Raw genomic sequence first — 23,202 nt, forward strand, 5'->3', positions numbered from 1 at the left:
TTGAGCGTCAAGCGGTCGAGCTGTATTTGACAGTCCGGCCTGGTGGGGCCTTTGGAGCTGCTTTCAAAGCAGCGTTGCCAGGCCCGCGACCTCAGTGACTCGCTGGTCACTGCGGCATTATACCACTGGTCAGTGGCAGAAATGCGAAGCTTGCTTACAGTCCTTTCGTCTAAGCTCTTGCGATGTTGTCGTGACGCCGCCAGCATTTAAATGCGGGCGAACGAAAGCTCGTCGGCAGCTCAATCGATACAATTGAGCTGCCGACGAGCGGTCGACCGTTGGTCCGGAATGCCGACGGATCAAGCGGAAACGGCAGAGTGCTCCAGGGAGACCACAGGTGCGGCTACGTCTTGAGTCACGTTGGTGATTTTCACCGCGTGCAAGCCTTTAGGCCCCTGAATGATCTCGAATTTAACCGGCTGCCCTGCCTTCAGTGTCTTGTAGCCATCCATCTCGATGGCTGAATAATGAGCGAAGAGGTCTTCCGTTTTGCCGTCTTCATTGATGAAGCCATAGCCCTTGGCATTGTTGAACCACTTGACTTTACCACTTGCCATGCTCATATCCCTCTGCAAAGGACCCCAGGTCTGGAGTATCATCCCCGTACACCGCACCGCCGAAAAATTTTAATTGACTGTGCGGACCTTTATTCCCCAATGTGGGTTCTATTGGTTGTAACACCGTTTTGCCGATAGTCAAGGTCATGCGACAGCCGAGTATCAGATCGGACACAACGTCAACCCCACAACCCTATTCGCACAACGATGATGAACCTTCATTCCATGCATTCAGTCAACCAGATTCGACTAACCTTCAATCAGGACCGCCCGTCCACGCAGGAGGACGACGCTTCGGGCGTGGCTGTACAGGAATCCAAGCCTGCACTGCAGGCCCCACCGATGTACAAGGTGGTTTTGTTCAATGATGATTACACTCCGATGGATTTCGTGGTCGAAGTGCTAGAGGTGTTTTTCAACCTGAATCGTGAGTTGGCAACCAAGGTCATGCTGGCCGTCCATACAGAGGGACGTGCCGTCTGTGGTCTTTTCACCCGCGACATCGCCGAAACCAAGGCAATGCAGGTGAATCAGTACGCCAGGGAAAGCCAGCATCCGCTACTCTGTGAAATCGAGAAGGACGGTTAATCGCCGACCACTTGGGTATGAGGTGAAGCTATGTTAAACCGCGAGCTCGAAGTCACCCTCAATCTAGCCTTCAAGGAGGCGCGCTCGAAGCGTCATGAGTTCATGACCGTCGAGCATCTCCTGCTGGCGTTGTTGGATAACGAGGCAGCCTCCACTGTATTGCGCGCCTGTGGCGCGAACCTCGACAAACTCAAGCATGATCTGCAGGAGTTCATCGATTCCACAACTCCTCTTATTCCCGTCCACGATGAAGATCGCGAAACGCAGCCGACCCTGGGCTTCCAGCGGGTGCTGCAGCGCGCGGTGTTCCACGTGCAGAGCTCGGGCAAGCGTGAAGTCACCGGCGCCAATGTGCTGGTAGCGATTTTCAGCGAACAGGAAAGCCAGGCCGTCTTTCTGCTCAAGCAGCAAAGCGTGGCCCGTATCGATGTGGTCAACTACATTGCCCATGGTATCTCCAAGGTTCCGGGGCACGGCGACAACAGTGATTCGGAGCAAGAGATGCAAGACGAAGAGGGTGGTGAGTCTTCTGCGTCCAGCAACCCGCTGGACGCCTATGCCAGCAACCTCAACGAACTTGCTCGCCAGGGTCGTATCGATCCGTTGGTCGGGCGGGAGAATGAAGTCGAGCGCGTCGCGCAGATTCTCGCTCGTCGGCGCAAGAACAATCCGCTGCTGGTGGGTGAGGCTGGTGTCGGCAAGACTGCCATCGCCGAAGGGCTGGCCAAGCGTATCGTCGACAACCAGGTCCCTGATCTTCTCGCCAACAGCGTGGTCTATTCCCTGGATCTGGGCGCATTACTGGCGGGTACCAAGTACCGCGGCGATTTCGAGAAGCGCTTCAAGGCGCTGCTCGGCGAGCTGAAAAAGCGCCCGCAGGCGATCCTGTTCATCGACGAGATCCACACCATCATCGGTGCCGGTGCGGCGTCGGGCGGGGTCATGGATGCGTCCAATCTGCTCAAGCCGCTGCTGTCGTCCGGTGATATTCGCTGCATCGGCTCGACCACCTTCCAGGAATTCCGCGGTATTTTCGAGAAGGACCGGGCTCTGGCTCGGCGCTTCCAGAAAGTCGATGTCAGCGAACCGTCGGTGGAAGACACCATCGGCATCCTGCGCGGCCTGAAAGGGCGTTTCGAGCAGCACCATAGCATCGAGTACAGCGATGAAGCGCTGCGCGCGGCCGCTGAGCTGGCATCGCGCTATATCAATGACCGGCATATGCCCGACAAGGCGATCGACGTCATCGACGAAGCGGGTGCATTCCAGCGCCTGCAACCGGTCGAGAATCGGGTCAAGCGCATCGAGGTGCCGCAAGTGGAAGACATCGTGGCGAAAATCGCGCGTATTCCTCCGAAGCACGTCACCAGTTCCGATAAGGAGCTGCTGCGCAACCTGGAGCGGGATCTCAAGCTCACGGTGTTTGGTCAGGACGCGGCGATCGACTCGCTGTCGACTGCGATCAAGCTGTCCCGTGCCGGCCTCAAGTCGCCTGACAAGCCCGTCGGTTCCTTCCTCTTCGCCGGTCCTACCGGTGTGGGCAAGACCGAAGCCGCTCGGCAGTTGGCCAAGGCGATGGGGATCGAACTGGTACGGTTCGACATGTCCGAGTACATGGAGCGTCATACCGTGTCGCGCCTGATCGGTGCGCCTCCGGGCTATGTCGGCTTCGATCAGGGCGGTCTGCTCACCGAAGCGATCACCAAGCAACCGCACTGCGTGTTGCTGTTGGATGAAATCGAAAAGGCGCATCCGGAAGTCTTCAATCTGCTGTTGCAGGTGATGGACCACGGCACGCTGACCGACAACAACGGCCGCAAGGCGGATTTCCGCAACGTGATTCTGATCATGACCACCAACGCCGGTGCCGAAACCGCAGCACGTGCCTCGATCGGGTTTACCCATCAGGACCACTCGTCCGACGCCATGGAAGTCATCAAGAAGAGCTTCACGCCGGAGTTCCGCAACCGTCTGGACACCATCATCCAGTTTGGTCGCCTCAGCCACGAAGTCATCAAGAGCGTGGTGGACAAGTTCCTTACAGAGCTGCAGGCACAACTGGAAGACAAACGTGTCCTGCTGGAGGTGACGGAAGCCGCCAGAGGCTGGTTGGCCTCCGGTGGTTACGACGTGCAGATGGGGGCGCGGCCGATGGCGCGCTTGATCCAGGACAAGATCAAGCGTCCGCTGGCCGAGGAAATCCTATTCGGCGAATTGGCCGATCACGGCGGGGTGGTGCATATCGACGTGAAGGATGGCGAAATTACGTTCGAGTACGAGACTACTGCCGAGCTAGCGTGACTTTGTAGCGAGGGGGCTTGCCCCCGATGGCGGTGTTTCAGCGGCTAAGGAGGCGTTGACACGGTTATCGGAGGCAAGCACCCCTCGCTACAGAGGTAAATGCAGCGCCCACACAAAAACGCCCGGCATCAGCCGGGCGTTTTCATCGGGGTCACTTAGCGAGCGCGGTAAGTGATACGCCCCTTGCTCAGGTCATAGGGCGTCAGTTCGACGCGAACCTTGTCGCCAGTGAGGATTCGGATGTAGTTCTTGCGCATCTTTCCGGAGATGTGCGCAGTTACGACGTGCCCATTTTCCAACTCCACGCGAAACATGGTGTTGGGCAGGGTGTCGACGACAGTGCCTTCCATTTCGAAGCTGTCTTCTTTCGACATGCAGTAAAGCCCTCGGTGTCCAGTTAATGGCCCGGTGCAACTGCGCCAGGCAAAAGCGGCGTGCATTGTGCCCGAAAAAGGGTTGGCAAGCAAAGGGGCTTCTTTTGAATAGCTAGTTAAGCGTGACCCAGCGCTGGTTGATCAGCAATTCGATGGGGCGATATTGGGTCTTGTAGTTCATCTTTTTGCAGTTCTTGATCCAGTAACCCAAGTACACGGCGTCCAGTTCCAGGCGCAATGCCTCGCCGATCTGCCAGAGGATGGCGTAGCGCCCCAGGCTGCGCCGCTCTTCATCGGGGTCGTAGAAGGTGTAGACCGCCGACAGCCCGTTGGGCAGCAGGTCGGTCACGGCAATGGCCAGCAGGCGGCCTTCGAGGCGAAATTCGTAAAAGCGCGAGAAGGGCAGGTCACGCACCAGGAAGGTGGAGAACTGATCACGGCTGGGCGGGTACATGTCGCCATCGGCGTGGCGTTGTTCGATGTAGCGCTGGTAGAGGTCGAAGTATTCTTCGGTATAGCGCGGTGTGGTGCAGAACACTTCGATGTCGGCATTGCGCTTGAGAATGCGTTTTTGCTGGCGGTTGGCCAGGAAGCCGGTCGCAGGAATGCGCGCCGGTACGCAGGCGCTGCAGCGTTGGCAGTGGGGGCGGTACAGGTGATCGCCGCTGCGCCGGAAACCCATCTCCGAAAGGTCGGCGTACACCTGAACGTCCATCGGCTGGCTAGGGTCGAGGAACAGCGTGGTCGCCTGCTCGTCGGGCAGGTAGCTGCAGGAATGGGGCTGAGTGGCATAGAACTTCAAGCGCGCCAGCTCGGTCATGATCAACCCTCGGAGTAAAACCTTTTTACAAGTGTAAGCCAGCGTCGAACAACTCGCCTAGCAAAGCTGGCCTCAAGAATGCCAATCGGTTGTGCCGGGCAGGTCCAGATGGCGAGTCAGAAAGCCTGCGAACTCGTTACGCCCGATGGAGCGGGCGCCGAGGCTGATCAGGTGCTCGGTCGGCATCTGGCAGTCGATCAGCACCACGCCTCCAGCCTGCAGGCGTTCCACAAGGCTGGCAAAGCCGACCTTGGAGGCGTTGTCGGCGCGGCTGAACATCGACTCGCCAAAAAACAGCTGGCCCATGGCAAGACCATACAGGCCGCCGACCAGGCGGCCCTGGTCCCAGACTTCCACCGAGTGGGCGAAGCCGCGACGGTGCAGTTCAAGATAAGCGGCCTGCATGTTGTCGGTGATCCAGGTGCCATCGGCATAGGCGCGCGGCCCGGCACAGGCCTGAATGACCCCGGCGAAATCCTGATCGAAGGTGACCTGGTAGCGACCCTGGCGGATCAGCTTGCGCAGGCTGCGGGACACATGCAGCTCGGTCGGGAACAGTACTGTGCGCGGGTCGGGCGACCACCACAGAATCGGCTGGCCATCCTGATACCAGGGAAAGCAGCCATGGCGGTAGGCCTGGATCAGCCGATCGGCGCTCAGGTCGCCACCGGCCGCCAGCAGGCCATTGGGATCGCGCAGGGCTTTGTCCAGGGGCGGAAAGGTCAATTCGTCGCGTTTGAGCCAGGTCAGCATGCCGTCTACAACGTGAAGAGGGGAGGGCGGTGCCGAGTCGCTGCACCGATGAGTGGACCCAGTGTCGTGCTCAGTATCTTAGCAAGGTCGGTGCACGTCGAGAACTTCCCGGGGCCTTGCATGGTCCTACGGCTGCGCGATTTGTCGTGTAGATATTTTCCGACGGGTTTGCAGGACGGATCTGGTTTGAGGCTGTTTCATGAAACCCCGACATAAGCCTTTGTCACACAACGGAATGCATGGTCAAATTGGATTCGTCGGCACAGTCATCGCCGATGATCGTCGCCCGCTCTCCATCGGCGTGGCAACAGGGCGTCAAACCCGTACAATATGGCCTTTGCAGGCAGTACACTGAGCAGGCGTCACCTTTTTCGACCGGCTGGCTCAGCCGGTTTCGTCAAGTCATCTATCGTTGGGCGCGCCCATCGCGCAGGAAAAGACGCGTTTTGAAGAAATCCACCGCTACTCCCAATCCCGTTCCCCTCTGGCGCCAGCAGATTCACTACCGGCTCAAAGAGGGCGCACTGATCGCCATGGGCGCCTTGTGCCTGTACCTGTGGATGGCCTTGCTGACCTACGATAAGGACGATCCGGGCTGGACCCACACCAGCAATGTCTCGCAGGTGGCCAATGCCGCCGGCCGCGCTGGCGCCTACGCCGCCGACATCCTGTTCATGGTGCTGGGCTACTTTGCCTACATTTTCCCCTTGCTGCTGGCGGTCAAGACCTGGCAGATATTCCGCGAGCGCCACCAGCCGTGGCAGTGGAGCGGCTGGCTGTTCTCCTGGCGGCTGATCGGCCTGGTGTTCCTGGTGCTGTCCGGCGCGGCCTTGGCGCATATCCATTTTCATACGGCGCCGAGCCTGGCGGGTTCCGCCGGTGGCGCGCTGGGCGAAAGCCTCGGCGACCTGGCCCGCAACGCCCTGAACATCCAGGGCAGCACGCTGTTGTTCATCGCCCTGTTCCTGTTCGGCCTGACGGTATTCACCGACCTGTCGTGGTTCAAGGTGATGGACGTTACCGGCAAGATCACTCTCGACCTGTTCGAACTGTTCACCGGCGCCACCAGCCGTTGGTGGGCCGCGCGCAGCGAGCGCAAGCAACTCGTAGCCAAGCTGCGCGAGGTCGATGCACCTGCGCCCGGCGTCGTGCCACGCGCTGCCGAGCCGCGCATGGAGCCGCGGCCGGTTGCCGAGCCCAAGCCATCGCGCTTCAAGTCCGCGCCGGTCGCCGTCGAGGAGCCGATCGTCACCGAGCGTACCGTGCGTCCGGCCGTGCCGATTCGTCCCTTGAGCGAAAACAACCACAGCGCACCGGTGATCATGCCGTCCGAAGCCATGAATCGGCCGCCGGAGCAAAGCAAGCGCGTGCAGAAGGAAAAACAGGTGCCGTTGTTCGTCGACAGCGCCGTGGCCGGGACCCTGCCGCCGATTTCCATCCTCGATCCGGCCGAAAAGAAGAAGGTCAACTATTCCGCTGAGTCGCTGGCGGGCGTCGGCCAGTTGCTGGAGCTCAAGCTCAAGGAATTCGGGGTCGAGGTCACTGTGGATTCGATCCATCCGGGGCCAGTGATCACCCGTTATGAAATCCAGCCGGCTGCGGGCGTCAAGGTCAGCCGTATCGCCAACCTGGCCAAGGACCTGGCGCGTTCGCTGGCGGTGATGAGCGTGCGTGTGGTCGAAGTGATCCCCGGCAAGACCACCGTCGGTATCGAGATCCCCAACGAAGACCGGCAGATCGTGCGGTTCTCCGAAGTGCTGTCATCGCCGCAATATGACGAAGCCAAGTCGCCGGTCACCATGGCCCTGGGGCACGACATCGGTGGCAAGCCGGTGATCACTGACCTGGCCAAGATGCCGCACCTGCTGGTCGCCGGTACCACGGGTTCCGGTAAGTCGGTGGGGGTCAACGCCATGATCCTGTCGATTCTGTTCAAGTCTGGCCCGGAAGACGCCAAGCTGATCATGATCGACCCGAAGATGCTCGAGCTGTCGATCTACGAAGGCATTCCGCACCTGCTGTGCCCAGTGGTCACCGACATGAAGGACGCCGCCAACGCCTTGCGCTGGAGCGTCGCCGAGATGGAGCGGCGCTACAAGCTGATGGCCAACATGGGCGTGCGTAACCTTGCCGGCTTCAACCGCAAGGTCAAGGATGCCGAGGAGGAGGGCGCGCCGCTGTCCGATCCGTTCTACAAGCGCGAAAGCATGGACGACGTGGCGCCGCTGCTCAAGACCCTGCCGACCATCGTGGTGGTGGTCGACGAATTCGCCGACATGATGATGATCGTCGGCAAGAAAGTCGAAGAGCTCATCGCCCGTATCGCGCAGAAGGCCCGGGCGGCCGGTATCCACCTTATTCTGGCGACCCAGCGGCCGTCGGTGGACGTCATCACCGGTCTGATCAAGGCCAACATTCCGACCCGTATGGCGTTCCAGGTGTCGAGCAAGATCGACTCGCGGACCATCATCGACCAAGGCGGCGCCGAGCAACTGCTGGGCCACGGTGACATGCTCTACATGCCACCTGGCACCAGCCTGCCGATTCGTGTCCACGGCGCGTTCGTCTCCGACGAAGAGGTGCACCGTGTGGTCGAAGCGTGGAAGCTGCGCGGCGTCCCGGACTACAACGAGGATATTCTCGCCGGCGTCGAAGAGCCTGGCAGCGGCTTCGACGGTGGCAGCAGCGGCGGTGGCGATGGCGACGAAGAGAACGACGCCCTGTACGACGAAGCCGTTAACTTCGTGCTCGAGAGTCGCCGTGCGTCCATCTCTGCGGTGCAGCGCAAGCTCAAGATCGGTTACAACCGTGCCGCGCGCATGATTGAAACCATGGAAAACGCCGGGGTGGTCACGCCGATGAACACCAACGGCTCGCGCGAAGTGATCGCGCCGGGGCCGATGCGCGATTGATAGCGTAGTCGCCGGCATGTCGAAGGGCGCGCCGGCTTTGATTTTTTAGCGTCATGTCTAACGAGGATTCCCATGCGCCTGATTCGCATGCTGTTGGTATCTGCACTGGCTCTGTCCACCTTGCCGGCCCACGCCGATGACAAGTCGGTGGCGAGCCTGACGAAATTGCTCGAAACGTCCCAGACCTTGCAAGCGCACTTTTCGCAGCTGACGCTCGATGGCGGTGGTACGCAGCTGCAGGAAACCGCCGGCGAGATGATCCTGAAGCGCCCCGGTCTGTTCTACTGGCACACCGATGCGCCCAACGAGCAACTGATGGTCTCGGATGGCAAGAAAGTCTCGTTGTGGGACCCTGACCTGCAGCAGGTCACCATCAAGACCCTCGATCAACGCCTGACCCAGACGCCAGCCTTGCTGCTCTCCGGCGACATCTCGAAGATCAACCAGAGTTTCGATATCACCTCCAAAGAGGCCGGCAACATCATTGACTTCACCCTCAAGCCGAAGACCAAGGACACGCTGTTCGACTCGCTGCGCCTGTCGTTTCGCAGCGGCCTGATCAACGACATGCAACTGATCGACAGCGTCGGCCAGCGCACCAACATCCTCTTCACCGGGGTCAAGGCCAACGAGCAGGTGGATGCGAGCAAATTCACCTTCGTCGCTCCCAAGGGTGCCGACGTCATCCAGGAGTAAAGGGTTCGACCATGGACCTGTTTCGTAGCGATCCCATCGCCCAGCCGCTGGCCGCACGCTTGCGCGCCAGTAACCTCGACGAATACGTCGGGCAGGAACACGTGCTGGCGCGGGGCAAGCCCCTGCGCGAGGCGCTGGAGCAGGGCGCGCTGCATTCGATGATCTTCTGGGGCCCGCCCGGGGTGGGCAAGACCACGCTGGCGCGGCTGCTGGCCAAGGTCTCGGATGCGCACTTCGAAACGGTTTCGGCGGTGCTGGCGGGGGTCAAGGAAATTCGCCAGGCCGTCGAGGTGGCGAAGCAGCAGGCTGGCCAGTACGGCAAGCGCACCATTCTGTTCGTCGACGAGGTGCATCGGTTCAACAAGTCGCAACAGGACGCCTTCCTGCCTTACGTCGAGGACGGCACGCTGATCTTTATCGGCGCCACTACCGAGAACCCTTCGTTCGAACTCAATAACGCCTTGCTCTCGCGGGCGCGGGTGTATGTGCTCAAGAGTCTCGACGAAGCGGCCATGCGCAAGCTGGTCGATCGTGCCCTCACCGAGGAGCGCGGCCTGGGCAAGCATCATTTCACCCTGGGCGATGAAGCCTTTCGCATCCTCATGGCAGCGGCCGACGGGGACGGCCGGCGTCTGCTCAATCTGCTTGAAAACGCTTCGGACCTGGCCGACGACGACAGCGAGATCGGCGTCGAGCTGCTGCAAAGCCTGCTGGGCGATACGCGGCGGCGCTTCGACAAGGGCGGCGAGGCCTTCTACGACCAGATCTCGGCGCTGCACAAATCCGTGCGCGGCTCCAACCCCGACGGCGCACTGTACTGGTTCGCACGGATGATCGACGGCGGCTGCGACCCGTTGTACATCGCCCGCCGTGTGGTGCGCATGGCCAGCGAAGACATCGGCAACGCCGATCCGCGCGCCTTGCCGCTGTGCCTGGCGGCCTGGGATGTGCAGGAGCGCCTCGGCAGTCCCGAGGGCGAACTGGCGGTGGCCCAGGCGATCATCTACCTGGCCAGCGCACCGAAGAGCAACGCGGTGTACATGGGCTTCAAGACCGCCATGCGCGAGGCCGCCGAGTTCGGCTCGCTGGAAGTGCCGCTGCATCTGCGCAACGCGCCGACCAAGCTGATGAAACAACTGGGTTACGGTGAGGAATACCGCTACGCCCATGACGAACCCGATGCCTATGCGGCCGGCGAAGACTACTTTCCCGAAGCCCTGGAACCGCGGCCCTACTACCAGCCCGTGCCACGCGGTCTGGAGCTCAAGATCGGCGAAAAACTGCGCCACCTGGCGCAACTTGACCAGAACAGCCCCCGGAGGCGAAGAAAAGAGTGATTCCAACGATCATTGCGGTTACTTTTGGCGGTATCGTTGGCACACTGTTGCGCTTCGCCACCGGCACGGTTGTCAGTGCTCACTGGCCGCGTTACTTCTATGCCGGTACGCTGGCGGTCAATATCGTCGGATGCCTGTTGATCGGCTACCTGTACGGGCTGTTCCTGATTCGTCCGGAGATTCCGGTGGAAGTGCGCTCGGGCTTGATCGTCGGCTTCATCGGCGGTCTGACCACGTTTTCGTCGTTTTCCCTGGACACCGTGCGCCTGCTCGAGAGCGGTCAGGCCCTGACCGCCATCGGCTACTGCGGCATCAGCGTATTCGGCGGCCTGTTCGCCACCTGGGCTGGCCTGGCCCTGACCAAAATCTGAACCAATACTGATAAACGAGAGAACGACATGCTCGATTCCAAACTGTTACGTAGCCAACTTCAGGACGTAGCGGACCGCCTGGCTTCCCGTGGCTACACCCTCGATGTGGCCCGCCTCGAAGCCCTGGAAAACCAGCGCAAGGTGGTGCAGACCCGCACCGAACAATTGCAGGCCGAGCGTAATGCCCGTTCCAAGTCCATCGGCCAGGCCAAGGCCCGCGGTGAAGACATCGCGCCCTTGATGGCCGACGTCGAGCGCATGGGCAGCGAGCTGACCAGCGCCAAGCTCGAACTCGATGGCCTGCAGGTCGAGCTGGATGACATCCTGCTGGGCCTGCCCAACTTGCCGCACGAGTCCGTCCCGGTGGGCGCGGACGAGGACGGCAACGTCGAGGTGCGTCGCTGGGGTTCGCCGACCGCGTTCGACTTCCCGATCCAGGATCACGTCGCCTTGGGCGAGAAGTTCGGCTGGCTGGATTTCGAGACCGCCGCCAAGCTGTCCGGCGCCCGTTTCGCTCTGCTGCGCGGCCCGATCGCCCGTCTGCACCGCGCGCTGGCGCAGTTCATGATCAACCTGCACGTTGCCGAGCACGGCTACGAAGAGGCTTACACCCCGTATCTGGTGCAGGCGCCAGCGCTGCAGGGCACCGGTCAGTTGCCGAAATTCGAAGAAGACCTGTTCAAGATCAGCCGCGAAGGCGAAGCCGATCTGTACCTGATCCCGACCGCTGAAGTGTCGCTGACCAACATCGTGGCCGGCGAGATTCTCGACGCCAGCCAGCTGCCGCTCAAGCTCGTGGCGCACACACCGTGCTTTCGCAGCGAAGCCGGCGCCTCGGGCCGTGACACTCGCGGCCTGATCCGCCAGCACCAGTTCGACAAGGTCGAGATGGTCCAGGTGGTCGAGCCGTCGAAATCCATGGAGGCCCTGGAAAGCCTGACCGCCAACGCCGAGCGTATCCTGCAGGCGCTGGAACTGCCGTACCGCGTGCTGGCGCTGTGCACCGGCGACATGGGTTTCAGTGCGGTGAAAACCTATGATCTCGAAGTCTGGGTGCCGAGCCAGGACAAATACCGCGAGATCTCCTCGTGCTCCAATACCGGTGATTTCCAGGCGCGGCGCATGCAGGCGCGCTGGCGCAACCCGGAAACCGGCAAGCCGGAACTGGTGCATACCCTTAACGGTTCGGGTCTGGCAGTAGGCCGCACGCTGGTCGCGGTGCTGGAAAACTACCAGCAGGCCGACGGTACCATCCGAATTCCACAAGTGCTCAAGCCTTACATGGCAGGCCTTGAGGTCATCGGCTAAATGGAGTTTCTGCCGCTGTTTCACAAGCTGCAGGGCAGCCATGTACTGGTGGTCGGCGGCGGCGAAATCGCCTTGCGCAAATCGCGTCTGCTGGTGGATGCCGGGGCGCTGATCCGTGTAGTTGCACCCGCGGTCGAAAGCCAGCTGCAGGCCTTGGTCGATGGCAGTGGCGGGGAAGTGCGGCTGCGCGGTTACGCCGAGACGGACCTTGAAGGTTGCCAGCTGATCATCGCCGCTACCGACGATCAGGCGCTCAACGCCCAGGTTTCGGCCGATGCCAAACGCCGTTGCGTGCCGGTCAATGTGGTCGACGCGCCGGCGCTGTGCAGTGTGATCTTCCCTGCCATCGTCGATCGTTCGCCGCTGGTGGTCGCGGTGTCCAGCGGCGGCGATGCGCCGGTGCTGGCGCGTTTGATCCGCGCCAAGCTGGAAACCTGGCTCCCTTCCACCTATGGCGAGTTGGCCGGCCTGGCCGCGCGCTTTCGCCATCGGGTCAAGCAGTTGTATCCGGACGTGACTCAGCGTCGGGCGTTCTGGGAGGAGGTCTTTCAGGGCCCGATCGCCGATCGTCAACTGGCCGGACAGGGCGCCGAGGCTGCACGGCTGCTGGAGGCCAAGGTCAACGGTGCGCCGCCCCACGCGCCCGGCGAGGTGTACCTGGTGGGCGCAGGGCCGGGTGATCCGGACCTGCTGACCTTCAAGGCGCTGCGCCTGATGCAGCAGGCCGATGTGGTGCTTTACGATCGGCTGGTCGCTCCGGCGATCCTCGAGCTGTGCCGCCGGGATGCCGAGCGGGTCTATGTGGGCAAGCGCCGCGCCGATCATGCCTTGCCTCAGGAGCAGATCAACAAGCAATTGGTCGATCTGGCCAAGCAAGGCAAACGAGTGTTGCGTTTGAAGGGCGGCGATCCGTTCATCTTTGGTCGGGGTGGTGAAGAGATCGAAGAGCTGGCCGCCAATGGCATTCCTTTTCAGGTGGTGCCGGGGATCACGGCGGCAAGTGGTTGCTCGGCCTATGCCGGGATTCCGCTGACCCATCGCGATTACGCGCAGTCGGTGCGCTTCGTGACCGGCCACTTGAAGAACAACACCAGCGACCTGCCCTGGCAGGATCTGGTAGCGCCGGCGCAGACGGTCGTGTTCTACATGGGCCTGATCGGGTTGCCGATCATCTGCGAGCAGATGATCAAGCATGGGCGCAGCGCGGATACCCCGGCGGCCTTGATCCAACAGGGCACTACGGTCAACCAGCGCGTGTTTACCGGCACCTTGGCGGACTTGCCGCGGCTGGTGGCGGAGCATGAAGTTCATGCGCCGACGCTGGTGATCGTGGGTGAGGTGGTGACCCTGCGGGACAAGCTGAAGTGGTTTGAAGGGGCTCAGGCCAGCGTTTGATCGGCTTGGTTCAGGTAGCGGGGCGTTGTCGCCCCTGTTGCCTCATTCCCCAGACTTGTGCCATATCCCGCGGCCTGCCAGCCGTTCACGGTCATGTTCCAGTGTGAAGTCCTGTTTCGGCCCTTTCGGTACGATCCCGGTCGGATTAATCGTCTTGTGACTGGCGTAGTAATGATGTTGGATATGGTAGATCTCCACCGTCTGCGCAACCCCAGGCCATTGATACATCTCCCGCAGCCAGTTAGACAGGTTCGGATAATCGGCAATCCGGCGCAGATTGCATTTGAAATGCCCGAAGTACACGGCGTCGAAGCGAATCATCGTGGTGAACAGGCGGATGTCCGCTTCCGTCAGGTATTCGCCGATCAGATAGCGCTTGTCACTCAGTAACGCTTCGAGCTGATCCAGCTCGGCGAACAGCTCATCGAACGCTTTTTCATAAGCTCCTTGGGAGGTCGCGAAGCCGGCGCGATAGACGCCGTTGTTGACAGCAGGGTAGATACGCTCGTTAAGGGCATCGATGGTCGGTCGATGTGGCTCGGGATAGAAGTCCAGGCGATTGCCTGTGATGTCATCGAACGCGCTGTTGAACATGCGGATGATCTCCGCCGATTCGTTGCTGACGATGCGCTTGAGCTGCTTGTCCCACAGCACCGGCACGGTCACGCGGCCGGTGTAGTTCGGGGTTTCCGAGGTGTAGCGCTGATACATGAACGTCAGGCTGTCCAGAGCATCGCCCGTGGAGCCTTTATCGGTATCGAAGGTCCAGCCGTTCTCCCCCATCAACCAGCTGACCACTGAAACGTCGATCAGCGAATCCAAGCCTTTGAGGCTCCGCATGATCAGCGTCCGGTGAGCCCAGGGGCAGGCCAGGGAGACATACAGGTGATAGCGCCCGGCTTCGGCCGCAAAGCCGCCCTCGCCGGAGGGGCCTGGACGCCCATCGCGGGTTACCCAATTGCGCCGTTGCGCGGCTTCGCGCTGAAAAGCGCCGTCCTTGCTGCTTTCGTACCACTGGTCGTGCCAGCGCCCTTCGATCAGCAGGCCCATGACCGTCTCCCTTCAACATAGCGTGTGTGTGTTGGAGATCAGTCTAAAGGTAATGGTTCGATGGAACGGCGCAAAAGGTGCCCGGTCATGATCGGTATCTTCCATGAAAACCTGCAGCGAGGAGCTTGCCTCGGATGACTGACTGCCTATCGGACAAGCCCCCTTGCTACAGCAGTCGATTGGCCCAGAAGGTCCGGGCCTTGGCAAACGCGGTATCGCGATCGTCGCCCAGGCCGCGTAGTGCCAGCGCCATGGTCGAGATCAACGCCATCTCGCCATAGCTGTCCTGTGCTTCCCCCCGCCAAACTGTCAGCAGTTGCTGGGGCTCCAGCGTCGCGGGCTTCACATGCCGCAGCGCTGAAAGCATCGGCCATTCTTCGTGCCAGCTTTGACTGCCCTCGGTGCCATACAAGTGGCTCGGGCTGTCCGGGTTCACCTCGATCTCGCCACCGTCGCCCTTGATCACGATGGCCCGGTCCCCCAGCAGCCCGCTGGCGTCCCGGTGCACTGCCTGATAACCCGGGTGAAAGATACTTTGCAGCCCGCAGCGAGCGCCCAGCGGGTTGAGAATCCGCGCCAGCGAGTGAATCGGCGAGCGCAGCCCCAAGGTATTGCGCAGGTCGATCATGCGCTGCAGTTGCGGTGCCCAGTCCACCAACGGCATGAATGCCAGGCCCTTGCTGTCCAGCGCGTTGCCTGCGGCTTGCCAGTCGCGGCATAGCGGAATCTCCAGCAGCCCCAGCAGTTGCTCGGTGTATAGACGCCCGGCGGTGTGGGCGCCGCCGCCGTGCATGAAAATCCTTATGCCATTGTTGGCCAGGCATTTGGCCGCCAATAGATACCAAGGTAGATGGCGCTTTTTGCCGGCATAGGTGGGCCAGTCGATGTCGACGCTTATTGCGGGTGCCTGCAAGCGTTCACGCAGAGCCTGCGTGAAGCCCGCGAGCTCCTCCGGGCTCTCTTCCTTGTGCCGCAGCAGCATCAGGAAGGCGCCCAACTGGGCTTCCTCGACTTTTTCATCGAGCAGCATGCCCATGGCTTCCCGCGCTTCCTCACGGGTCAGGCTGCGCGCGCCGCGTTTGCCTTTGCCAAGGATGCGCACGAACTGCGCGAACGGGTGTTCGGCCGGGGTTTGGGTAACGAGAGCGATCGGCATGGTCATATGCAATTGGTCGGCTTGGGCAGGCCCGCCAGCTTGGCGGCGAGTTTGGCGGGAGTGCCGTTGAACAGCAGATTGAGATGCAAGCTGTTGCCCTTTTCCGGGCCAAGCTTGGCGGCGGTGTACTTGATCAGTGGGCGAGTGGCAGGGGACAGCTCGAATTCGCTGTAGAACTGGCGCAGCAGGTCGAGGATCTCCCAGTGTGCGGGGGTGAGATTCAGTCCAGCTTGCGCCGCCAGCGCCTCGGCCACAGGTGCGGACCAGTCGTTCAGCTCTAGCAGATAGCCGTCCTTGTCGAGGGCGATGTGTTTATCGCCAATCAGCAGCGTATTCATAGCCAGGTGTTGACCTTGTCGAAATCGATCGAGAGCTGCACGAAGGTGGCGTAATCAATACGTTGCACCTCTTCGCTGGGGTGGATGGACCGGGCGTTGATATCTTCATCCAGCGCATACAGACGCCCGGTTTGAGCCACCTCCAGCAGTGCTGGCCAGGCTGCACTGCCCGTTTGCAAAGCGTGTGTGGCATCACCGCAGAGCAACAGCCCATCTGAGTTGCCCAATACCCTGAGGCAGCTTTTCAGCCGGCCATCGGTGAAGGGCGAATGTGAAAGTACATGCAAGGTTGCCATCAGAGCGTTACCACCAGGTCGAATCGGTCAATAAGGGCCTTGATGCCGACGTCATCCAACACCTGTACGTCCAGCGCCAGCGGCGTATCAGCCAGCCCGCGCTCGGCCAGGCTGCTGCCACAGACGAACAGCTCATCGACACCGAACATCGGCAGCGCCTGCAAATTGGCCCCGAGGTTTTTCTGTTGCACCGCGGCCGGTTGTTGCGCCGAGAGCAGTTGCAAGGCGCCATCGTCGAGAAACAGCATCGCCAGCGGCAGATCGAACGCGCCGCCAGCCAAGGCGATATCCAGGGCTTCACGGGGGCCGGGGCCGGACCATGGCGCCTGGCGGCTGATGATCAGCATCGACTTGGCCATCTCATTGCCCTCCAAAGCTGACGAGCCGATCGGCGACCTGTGCAGCCTCATGCAACTGCCCCAGGCCCGACAGCTCCCAGGGTGCCGGCAGATTGACCGCGGCGCGGCCGTAGCGCTGGGCTTCTTCGGTGTTCAACACGCCCCGACGCAAGGCGGCGGCGATGCAGACGACCGCATCCAGGCTGTTGTCGGACACGAACTGCCGCCACAGCGCAGGCACATCCAGCTCATCCTGAGGTGTCACGATGTTGCTGGAAGCGCTGTGCACGCCGTCCTGATAGAAAAACAGCCGGGTAATCTCATGCCCACCCGCCAGCACCGCTTGGGCAAACAGCAGGGCACGGCGCGAGGAGGGCGCATGGGCGGGGGCGAACACGGCAATGGCAAATTTCATCGGTCACTCGATCTGCATATCTGAGGGAATGATAAAGCCTCATCCACGAAAAAGCCCGCCGAAGCGGGCTTTCCGGTGATCAAGCGCCATGGCCAAAGCCTTGGCTAGATCCCTTTAGTCATCACGACCCATGATGCCGAAGATCTGCAACAGGCTGATGAACAGGTTGTAGATCGATACATACAGGCTGATGGTCGCCATGATGTAGTTGCGTTCGCCACCGTGGATGATCGCGCTGGTCTGGAACAGAATGCAGACCGACGAGAACAGTACGAAGCCGGCGCTGATCGCCAGTTGCAGGCCGCTGATCTGGAAGAACATGCCCGCCAGCGTGGCGCCCAGCAACACGAAGAAACCAGCGGTGATGAAGCCGCTGAGGAAACTCATGTCCTTGCGGCTGATCAGCACGTAGGCCGACAGACCACCGAATACCAGCGCCGTCATGGCGAAGGCCGAGCTGACGACTTCAGCACCGCCGCGCATGCCCAGGTAGACGTTCAGCACTGGGCCGAGGATGTAGCCCATGAAGCCGGTCAGGGCGAATGCCGACACCAGGCCCCAGGCCGAATCCCGCAACTTGTTGGTCAGGAAGAACAGACCGTAGAAACCGATCAGGACGATGAAGATGTTAGGGCGGCCGACGTGCATCTGCTGTGCAACGAAAGCCATCACGCCACTGAAGGCGAGGGTCAGGGCCAGCAGCCCATAGGTGTTGCGCAGGACGCGGCTAACTTCTAGCTGCTGAACCTGCGAGCTGTTATTAACGGCATAATCCTGTTCGCGCATGGCGAGCTCCTTAAGGTTGAAACGATATCGACGCCGTAGCGCCGGGCCGAAACCTGTGTCTGAAATGTTCGGATGCAAAGATCATAACAGAGCGGTGCGAATAGGCCACATTGAGAGTTTGACAGGTTGTTTCATTACGGTATTATGGCGCCCGCAACGCCGCCGGGGCCGTGGCCGAGAGGTCTCCCGGGCTGCTTGCAAGTGTCATCGCAACACTCGGGAAATTGGCAGAGTGGTTGAATGCACCGGTCTTGAAAACCGGCGGACGTTAATAGCGTCTCCAGGGTTCGAATCCCTGGTTTCCCGCCAACATCATCGAAAAAGCCCCGCAAATGCGGGGCTTTTTCGTTTCTGGTGCCCCTTGATAAGCGCCGCTCAATCGTGAGCGCGTTCCGCTATCTGGATCAGCTTGATCGACGTGAAGCACCTTGATCGACGTGAAGCGCAAGGACTGGTCATTCGGCAATGGCGAGATGCAGTACGCACCGGCAGCGTGATGCCACCGCTCAGCAAGATGGGCGGTACATAAATTTTCTGAACCGCCTCCCCATCGACTTGACCAAATCTCTGAACACCCCGATTCACGAGGCCTTCGGAGAGGCAGGCATGCTGATAGCGACCGTTGAGCAACAAAAACTGGCGATTCTCGCCATCATCCAGCAATTGGCGGCGCAGGGGGTGGATCTGCAGGCGGTTGCCGAGGGCGCGAAGCTGCGCATTTTCGGTAGTCCTGATCTGTTCGAGCTGCCCGCCGAATACCGGCTACGCAGTGCATCGGCGGTAGATGAGCTGATCGGTGAGGCCTTGGCCAATCCTGCCAGCAGCGACGAATGAACGCCGAATCGACACCCCCCATAAAGAGGAATACACCATGGCCGACGAAAAGCCAGAACCACCCAAGGATGACACCCCGGCCCACTCGACGCCGCAGGAGCGGGAGCGGTTGAAGGATTTCAACAAGGACGGTATCCCGCCTGGCTCCAGCTGACTCGGCGCGTGCTGCCTGCATAGAAAAGTGATGACCAGAGCGTTCGGCCGTCGAATTCTTGAAGGCCAGCAATGGTCAGTCCCTCATTGCAGCTCAGCGGGAAACCTCGGCTACCCGTTCGTCGCCCCGGCCGCGCAATCCAATCGAACCCTCGTGCTAGAGCGCCTGTCGACTCTCTATACGCTCTGACCATGGACGTCGTCCATGAACCGCGAGGGATAGATGTCTGACACGCCCCAATCGACCAGCGCTGCCATCGCCTGGTCGGTCTTGCCCCTGCTGGCGCTGGCCGGCGCCACCGATGCCCTGATGATCTTGCACAGCAAGGAATTGCTGGCGGTGTACATGACCGGCAACTCCACCAAGCTGGGTGATTTCCTGGTGCAGGGGGCATGGGCCAGGGTCGGCGAACTTGCCATTGTCATCGGCACATTCGTGTTCGCCACCACCCTTGCGGCATGGATAGGCAACCGGGCAGGCCACGTGCGTAGCGGCTTGTTGTTGCTGTTCGTGGGCCTGCTGCTGGCGATCGCCGCGCCGCTGGCCGCGCAGGCCACGGAAAAATATTCACTGGCCACGGTCATGGTGATCGCCGCCGCCATGGGCACCCTCAATCAGGTCCGCGCCGACGAGCCGGGCGTGACCTTTGTGACCGGCTCGCTGGTAAAACTGGGGCGCTGCCTGGCCGCTGGCGAATTTGGCTCGGCTACGGATGCCTTTTCACGCTGGCTGTGCCTGCTCCTCGGCGCGCTGCTGGGCACACTGATCGATAGCCGTCTGGGTGCCGCGACCCTGTTGCTGCTCGCCGCTTTGACCGCTCTCGGCGCGCTTGCCTCATGGCTGGCTCAACCCCATGGCCGCCCGCAGGCATCCTGACCTGTTGTTTCCAATCATCTGGAGAACCTCCCTATGACCGACTTGAAACGCTACCCACTCGCCCCTCAAGGGCCCGGCACCGCCGACGGTCAGCGTCTGCCCGCAGCCGGCCCGTCCAGGCCGGCCAGCGAAATCGACCGTGGCGCAGTCAAGGACGGCAAAGTCGAATTCATCAACTGGCGCGGCGAGGCGGACCGACCCGAGCCGTCACCGCCCGCACCACAGGCGCCGGACAAGCGTGTGGGGTTCGCCATCGTGGGCCTCGGCCGCCTGGCGCTGGGGCAGATCCTCCCGGCGTTTGCCGAATCCCTCTACGCCAAGCCGGTCGCATTGGTGTCCGGCAGCCCGGACAAGGCCAGGGCGGTCGCCGCGCAATATGGCATCCGGCAGGAGGCCGTCTATGGCTACGACCAGATCGAAGCGCTGGCCGATAACCCTGAGGTCCAGGCGGTCTACATCATCACCCCCAACGGCCTGCATCTCGAACAGGTGCAGGCCGCCGCGCGGGCGGGCAAGCATGTGCTGTGCGAGAAGCCCATGGCCGTGAACTCCGAACAGGCGCGGCAGATGATCAAGGCCTGCGACGAGGCCGGAGTGCGGCTGATGATCGCCTACCGCTGCCAATACGAAGACTTCAACAGCGCCGCTGCGCAGTTGGTCCAGTCAGGTGAGTTGGGGCGTGTGCGGCTGATCGAGGCGACCAACGCCCAGGCCCAGGGCCCCGATGGTCAATGGCGGCTGGATGCGGCATTGGCCGGTGGCGGCTCGCTGCCGGACATCGGTCTGTATTGCCTCAACGGTGTGCGCACTATGCTTGGCGAGGAACCCATCGAGGTCTACGCCCAAGTGGTCAACCCACAGGGCGACCCGCGTTATGCCCAAGTCGAGGAAACCATGAGTTTCATGCTGCGCTTTCCCTCTGGTGCCATCGCCAACTGCGCCACCAGCTACGGTGCTCACGAGACCAAGGACATGCGTCTGCGCCTGGAAAAAGGCTGGATCGAAATCGAGAATGCCTTCGCCTACAAGGGCCAGCGCCTGCGTGTGGCTCGACGCAAGGACAGCCTCGAAGCCGTCGAAGAGCTGCGGGTCGGGGCGGGCAACCAGTTCAGCCAGGAGATCGATCACTTCGCCCACTGTCTGCAGACCGGCAAGACGCCACGCACACCGGGTGAGGAGGGTTTGCAGGACCACCTGCTGATGGAGGCGATCTACCGGTCGGCACGGGAGAAGCGGCCGGTGCGCATCGATTGGGCGCCAGCCGCGAAGTGATCCAGGCACTGTCCGCCGGGAGCGTCGCCCAAAGGCTCCCGGTGAACTCGCCCGAAGGAGTTTTCGCCCGCAAGATGCAAGCTGATCAAGACGCCACTGGCGCCGATCATCTCTGGCGCTGTGGCGGTCGGCCTGCTTGAAGGGATTCAGGCGGGTGACAGAAGCCGGTCGCGTGCCAACGTTATCGTGGTGGTCAGTGCTTCATCTTGCGCATCATCAGCCGCCCACACGCGATAGTCCCCCGAGCGAATGACGAATCCTGCGTCTTCGAAGCGAGCGAAGATGCGCGGCTCCAGCGCGACTTCGACTTCGGCTTGCTCACCGGCTGCGAGAAACACCTTGTGAAAGCCCGCCAGGCGTTTGGCAAAACCATGTTCGCCCAGCCTGGCGATATAGATCTGCAGCGTCGTCGCACCCGCGCGCTTGCCGGTATTGATGACGCGCACCGATGCCGTGGCGCCATCCTCGACGTGCAAGTTACTGAAGGCGAACGTGCTGTAGGACAAACCGAAGCCGAACGGCAGCAGCGGCTGGAGTCGCTCCCGCGCGTACCAGCGATAACCGACGTCCGCGCCTTCGATGTCATAGTCGATGGGGATGATCTCGCCTTTGCGCGGCATGCCGGGGTTGGACGTGGTCGTGGCCGGGTCGATCTGCTCCGGCCGCGGCAGTTGCGACTCGCTGGCGGGGAAGGTGATCGGCAAGCGCCCGGACGGGTTGACCCGACCGAACAGCACGCCCGCCACCGCCGGCCCGCCCCCGGAGCCGGGATACCAGGCGGCCAGAACCGCGGCGACCTGATCGAGCCAGGGCATCAGCACCGGCCCGCCGGACTGCAAGACCACGATGGTATTGCCGTTGGCAGCGGCGACCGCCTCGATCAGGGCGTCCTGGTTGTCGGGCAGACCCAAGCCCTTGGCGTCCAGCGCTTCCGAGCGCCACTCCTGCGCGAAAACGATCACCGCATCGGCGATCGCCGCCTGGGCAGTCGCCAAGGCCACATCCGTGCCGTCGAGAAAATCCACCTGTTGCGCCGCGCTTTCTTCCTTGATCGCCTGCAGCAGGGAGGAGGGCTGGTACACCTTGGCGACCTGCACGCCCATCATGTCGATGCCCGGCAACGACAAGCTGCCGATCGGCGTCACGCTGGAGGAGCCACCGCCGCAGAGCACGCCGTGGTCGGCATGGGCCCCGATCACCAACAGGCGTTTTGTCCGTTGCGCCAAGGGCAAGGTGGCGTTGGCATTCTTGAGCAGCACGATGCCTTCTTCAGCCTGGCGCTGGGCGATGAGTTTATGCTCGCTGTAGTCGATGGGGAGCGCGGGCGTGGGATCCAGGGCGCCGACCGCGATCAGGCTGCGCAGGATGCGCGTGACCATGTCGTCGATGCGGCTCTGGGGCACTTCGCCGTCCTTGACCGCCTGACGCAGCGCCGGGCCGAAGTGATGGGCATCGTCCAGGTTGGCGCCCGACTGCACGTCGAGCCCCGCCAGCGCCGCCTTGACACTGGAGTGGGTGGCGCCCCAGTCGGACATGACCCAGCCCGGATAGGCCCACTCCTGCTTCAATACGCTGTTCAACAGAAAGGCGTTCTCGGAGGCGTAATCGCCGTTCACCAGGTTGTAACCCGGCATGACCGAACCGGGCCGACCGATTTCTATCGCCAATTGAAAGGCCAGCAGATCGGACTCGCGCAGCGCCGCTTCGCTAAGGTTCGAGCTGACCATGACGCGCCCGGTTTCCTGCGCGTTGGCGACGAAATGCTTGACCGTCGACACCACCTGTTCGGACTGGATGCCCGCCACCGAATGGCCGGCCAGTACACCGGTCAGCAGAGGATCCTCGGCGATGTATTCGAAGTTGCGACCGCCCCGCGGCTCGCGGATGAGGTTGGCGCCACCGGCCAACTGCACGTTGAAGCCTTTTTGCCGTGCCTCTCGCCCCACCAGCGCGCCAGACGCGAAGGCCAGGGTCGGGTTGAACGTGGCGCCGAGCAGCAACGAACTGGGCAGCGCCGTGGCATGGTCGCCCGGGCGGACATTGCCCAGGTTGCCGACGCCAAGGCTGGCATCCGATTGCTGCATTGCCGGGATACCCAGCCGTTCAATGCCTGGGTAGTAGGCGGCGGAGCCCAGCGCGCCTTCAGGTTTGTGTTCGCCGGGGAGGGGAATGGCCATGGGGCCGGACAGCCAGGCGAACTTTTCGTCTTCGCTCATTTGTGCCACGAGCGCTCGTGCGCGTTCATCTGCCGAGCGGTGGTCGGGGGTTGCGGGTG

23 protein-coding genes and 1 tRNA gene are annotated in these 23,202 nt (G+C 61.7%); 12 read left to right on the forward strand and 12 right to left on the reverse strand.

The features are described 5' to 3' along the window. Positions 1-299: 299 nt before the first annotated feature. Positions 300-557 (reverse strand): cold shock domain-containing protein CspD, encoded by a 258-nt coding sequence (gene cspD / locus AC3WJP_RS04570; protein ID WP_493720045.1) that lies wholly within the window; start codon positions 555-557, stop codon positions 300-302. A 225-nt stretch (positions 558-782) separates the two neighbouring features. Between cspD and clpS the strand changes: the two genes are divergently transcribed. Then, positions 783-1,145 carry an ATP-dependent Clp protease adapter ClpS gene (gene clpS / locus AC3WJP_RS04575; protein WP_493720046.1) on the forward strand — a complete coding sequence of 121 codons (363 nt, stop codon included), beginning with the start codon at positions 783-785 and terminating at the stop codon, positions 1,143-1,145. Between the two features lie 30 nt (positions 1,146-1,175). Then, positions 1,176-3,446 (forward strand): ATP-dependent Clp protease ATP-binding subunit ClpA, encoded by a 2,271-nt coding sequence (gene clpA / locus AC3WJP_RS04580; protein WP_493720047.1) that lies wholly within the window; start codon positions 1,176-1,178, stop codon positions 3,444-3,446. 155 nt (positions 3,447-3,601) lie between these two features. Here clpA and infA read toward each other — a convergent pair whose 3' ends face one another. The 3 genes from infA to aat all read right to left on the reverse strand — a co-directional run bounded on the left by infA (position 3,602) and on the right by aat (position 5,393). Beyond that, complete coding sequence (infA, locus tag AC3WJP_RS04585) at positions 3,602-3,820, reverse strand: translation initiation factor IF-1 (RefSeq protein ID WP_002553999.1); 219 nt, start codon at positions 3,818-3,820, stop codon at positions 3,602-3,604. 112 nt (positions 3,821-3,932) lie between these two features. Continuing rightward, positions 3,933-4,640, reverse strand: a complete 708-nt coding sequence (locus AC3WJP_RS04590; RefSeq protein ID WP_493720048.1) for an arginyltransferase — start codon at positions 4,638-4,640, stop codon at positions 3,933-3,935. Positions 4,641-4,712: 72 nt separating this feature from the next. Continuing rightward, positions 4,713-5,393: a leucyl/phenylalanyl-tRNA--protein transferase gene (aat, locus tag AC3WJP_RS04595; RefSeq protein WP_493720049.1), complete on the reverse strand. Its 681-nt coding sequence runs from the start codon at positions 5,391-5,393 to the stop codon at positions 4,713-4,715. A 404-nt stretch (positions 5,394-5,797) separates the two neighbouring features. On the opposite strand from aat, the gene AC3WJP_RS04600 reads away from it, so the two are divergent. The 6 genes from AC3WJP_RS04600 to cysG all read left to right on the forward strand — a co-directional run bounded on the left by AC3WJP_RS04600 (position 5,798) and on the right by cysG (position 13,412). Continuing rightward, positions 5,798-8,305 (forward strand): DNA translocase FtsK, encoded by a 2,508-nt coding sequence (locus AC3WJP_RS04600; protein ID WP_493720345.1) that lies wholly within the window; start codon positions 5,798-5,800, stop codon positions 8,303-8,305. A gap of 72 nt (positions 8,306-8,377) precedes the next feature. Further along, on the forward strand, positions 8,378-9,001 hold the full coding sequence (lolA, locus tag AC3WJP_RS04605) for an outer membrane lipoprotein periplasmic chaperone LolA (RefSeq protein WP_493720050.1): 624 nt from the start codon (positions 8,378-8,380) through the stop codon (positions 8,999-9,001). 11 nt (positions 9,002-9,012) lie between these two features. Then, positions 9,013-10,338, forward strand: a complete 1,326-nt coding sequence (locus AC3WJP_RS04610; protein ID WP_493720051.1) for a replication-associated recombination protein A — start codon at positions 9,013-9,015, stop codon at positions 10,336-10,338. After that, on the forward strand, positions 10,335-10,709 hold the full coding sequence (gene crcB / locus AC3WJP_RS04615) for a fluoride efflux transporter CrcB (RefSeq protein ID WP_493720052.1): 375 nt from the start codon (positions 10,335-10,337) through the stop codon (positions 10,707-10,709). Before AC3WJP_RS04610 ends, crcB begins: the two co-directional genes overlap by 4 nt. Before the next feature lie 27 nt (positions 10,710-10,736). Then, complete coding sequence (gene serS, locus AC3WJP_RS04620; protein ID WP_226506024.1) at positions 10,737-12,017, forward strand: serine--tRNA ligase; 1,281 nt, start codon at positions 10,737-10,739, stop codon at positions 12,015-12,017. Then, a complete protein-coding gene (gene cysG, locus AC3WJP_RS04625; RefSeq protein WP_493720053.1) occupies positions 12,018-13,412 on the forward strand; it encodes a siroheme synthase CysG in 1,395 nt (464 codons plus the stop codon). A gap of 42 nt (positions 13,413-13,454) precedes the next feature. Here cysG and AC3WJP_RS04630 read toward each other — a convergent pair whose 3' ends face one another. The 7 genes from AC3WJP_RS04630 to AC3WJP_RS04660 all read right to left on the reverse strand — a co-directional run bounded on the left by AC3WJP_RS04630 (position 13,455) and on the right by AC3WJP_RS04660 (position 17,791). Further along, positions 13,455-14,462, reverse strand: a complete 1,008-nt coding sequence (locus AC3WJP_RS04630; RefSeq protein WP_493720054.1) for a glutathione S-transferase family protein — start codon at positions 14,460-14,462, stop codon at positions 13,455-13,457. Between the two features lie 166 nt (positions 14,463-14,628). After that, the gene (locus tag AC3WJP_RS04635) at positions 14,629-15,624 is read right to left on the reverse strand and encodes a glycosyl transferase family protein (RefSeq protein ID WP_493720055.1); all 996 of its coding nucleotides are present in this window, start codon (positions 15,622-15,624) and stop codon (positions 14,629-14,631) included. Next, complete coding sequence (locus AC3WJP_RS04640) at positions 15,621-15,956, reverse strand: TusE/DsrC/DsvC family sulfur relay protein (protein WP_493720056.1); 336 nt, start codon at positions 15,954-15,956, stop codon at positions 15,621-15,623. The genes AC3WJP_RS04635 and AC3WJP_RS04640 overlap by 4 nt, the downstream gene beginning before the upstream one ends. Further along, positions 15,953-16,252 carry a sulfurtransferase complex subunit TusB gene (tusB, locus tag AC3WJP_RS04645; protein ID WP_493720057.1) on the reverse strand — a complete coding sequence of 100 codons (300 nt, stop codon included), beginning with the start codon at positions 16,250-16,252 and terminating at the stop codon, positions 15,953-15,955. Before tusB ends, AC3WJP_RS04640 begins: the two co-directional genes overlap by 4 nt. Next, the gene (gene tusC / locus AC3WJP_RS04650) at positions 16,252-16,611 is read right to left on the reverse strand and encodes a sulfurtransferase complex subunit TusC (protein WP_493720058.1); all 360 of its coding nucleotides are present in this window, start codon (positions 16,609-16,611) and stop codon (positions 16,252-16,254) included. Before tusC ends, tusB begins: the two co-directional genes overlap by 1 nt. Before the next feature lies 1 nt (position 16,612). Then, positions 16,613-17,005, reverse strand: coding sequence for a sulfurtransferase complex subunit TusD (tusD, locus tag AC3WJP_RS04655; RefSeq protein ID WP_493720059.1), 393 nt, complete (start codon positions 17,003-17,005; stop codon positions 16,613-16,615). A gap of 114 nt (positions 17,006-17,119) precedes the next feature. After that, positions 17,120-17,791, reverse strand: a complete 672-nt coding sequence (locus tag AC3WJP_RS04660; protein WP_493720060.1) for a Bax inhibitor-1/YccA family protein — start codon at positions 17,789-17,791, stop codon at positions 17,120-17,122. Between the two features lie 218 nt (positions 17,792-18,009). Between AC3WJP_RS04660 and AC3WJP_RS04665 the strand changes: the two genes are divergently transcribed. The 4 genes from AC3WJP_RS04665 (at position 18,010) to AC3WJP_RS04680 (ending at position 20,927) form a co-directional block, all read left to right on the forward strand. After that, positions 18,010-18,100, forward strand: a tRNA-Ser gene (locus AC3WJP_RS04665). A 297-nt stretch (positions 18,101-18,397) separates the two neighbouring features. Continuing rightward, the gene (locus AC3WJP_RS04670; RefSeq protein ID WP_493720061.1) at positions 18,398-18,625 is read left to right on the forward strand and encodes a hypothetical protein; all 228 of its coding nucleotides are present in this window, start codon (positions 18,398-18,400) and stop codon (positions 18,623-18,625) included. 376 nt (positions 18,626-19,001) lie between these two features. Next, positions 19,002-19,655 carry a DUF1275 family protein gene (locus AC3WJP_RS04675; protein WP_493720062.1) on the forward strand — a complete coding sequence of 218 codons (654 nt, stop codon included), beginning with the start codon at positions 19,002-19,004 and terminating at the stop codon, positions 19,653-19,655. A gap of 33 nt (positions 19,656-19,688) precedes the next feature. Further along, positions 19,689-20,927 carry a Gfo/Idh/MocA family protein gene (locus AC3WJP_RS04680; RefSeq protein ID WP_493720063.1) on the forward strand — a complete coding sequence of 413 codons (1,239 nt, stop codon included), beginning with the start codon at positions 19,689-19,691 and terminating at the stop codon, positions 20,925-20,927. A 146-nt stretch (positions 20,928-21,073) separates the two neighbouring features. On the opposite strand, the gene AC3WJP_RS04685 is transcribed toward AC3WJP_RS04680, so the two are convergent. Further along, a complete protein-coding gene (locus tag AC3WJP_RS04685; RefSeq protein WP_493720064.1) occupies positions 21,074-23,143 on the reverse strand; it encodes a beta-glucosidase family protein in 2,070 nt (689 codons plus the stop codon). Between the last annotated feature and the right edge of the window lie 59 nt (positions 23,144-23,202).

The organism is Pseudomonas sp. GW821-FHT01A09 (assembly GCF_058986725.1).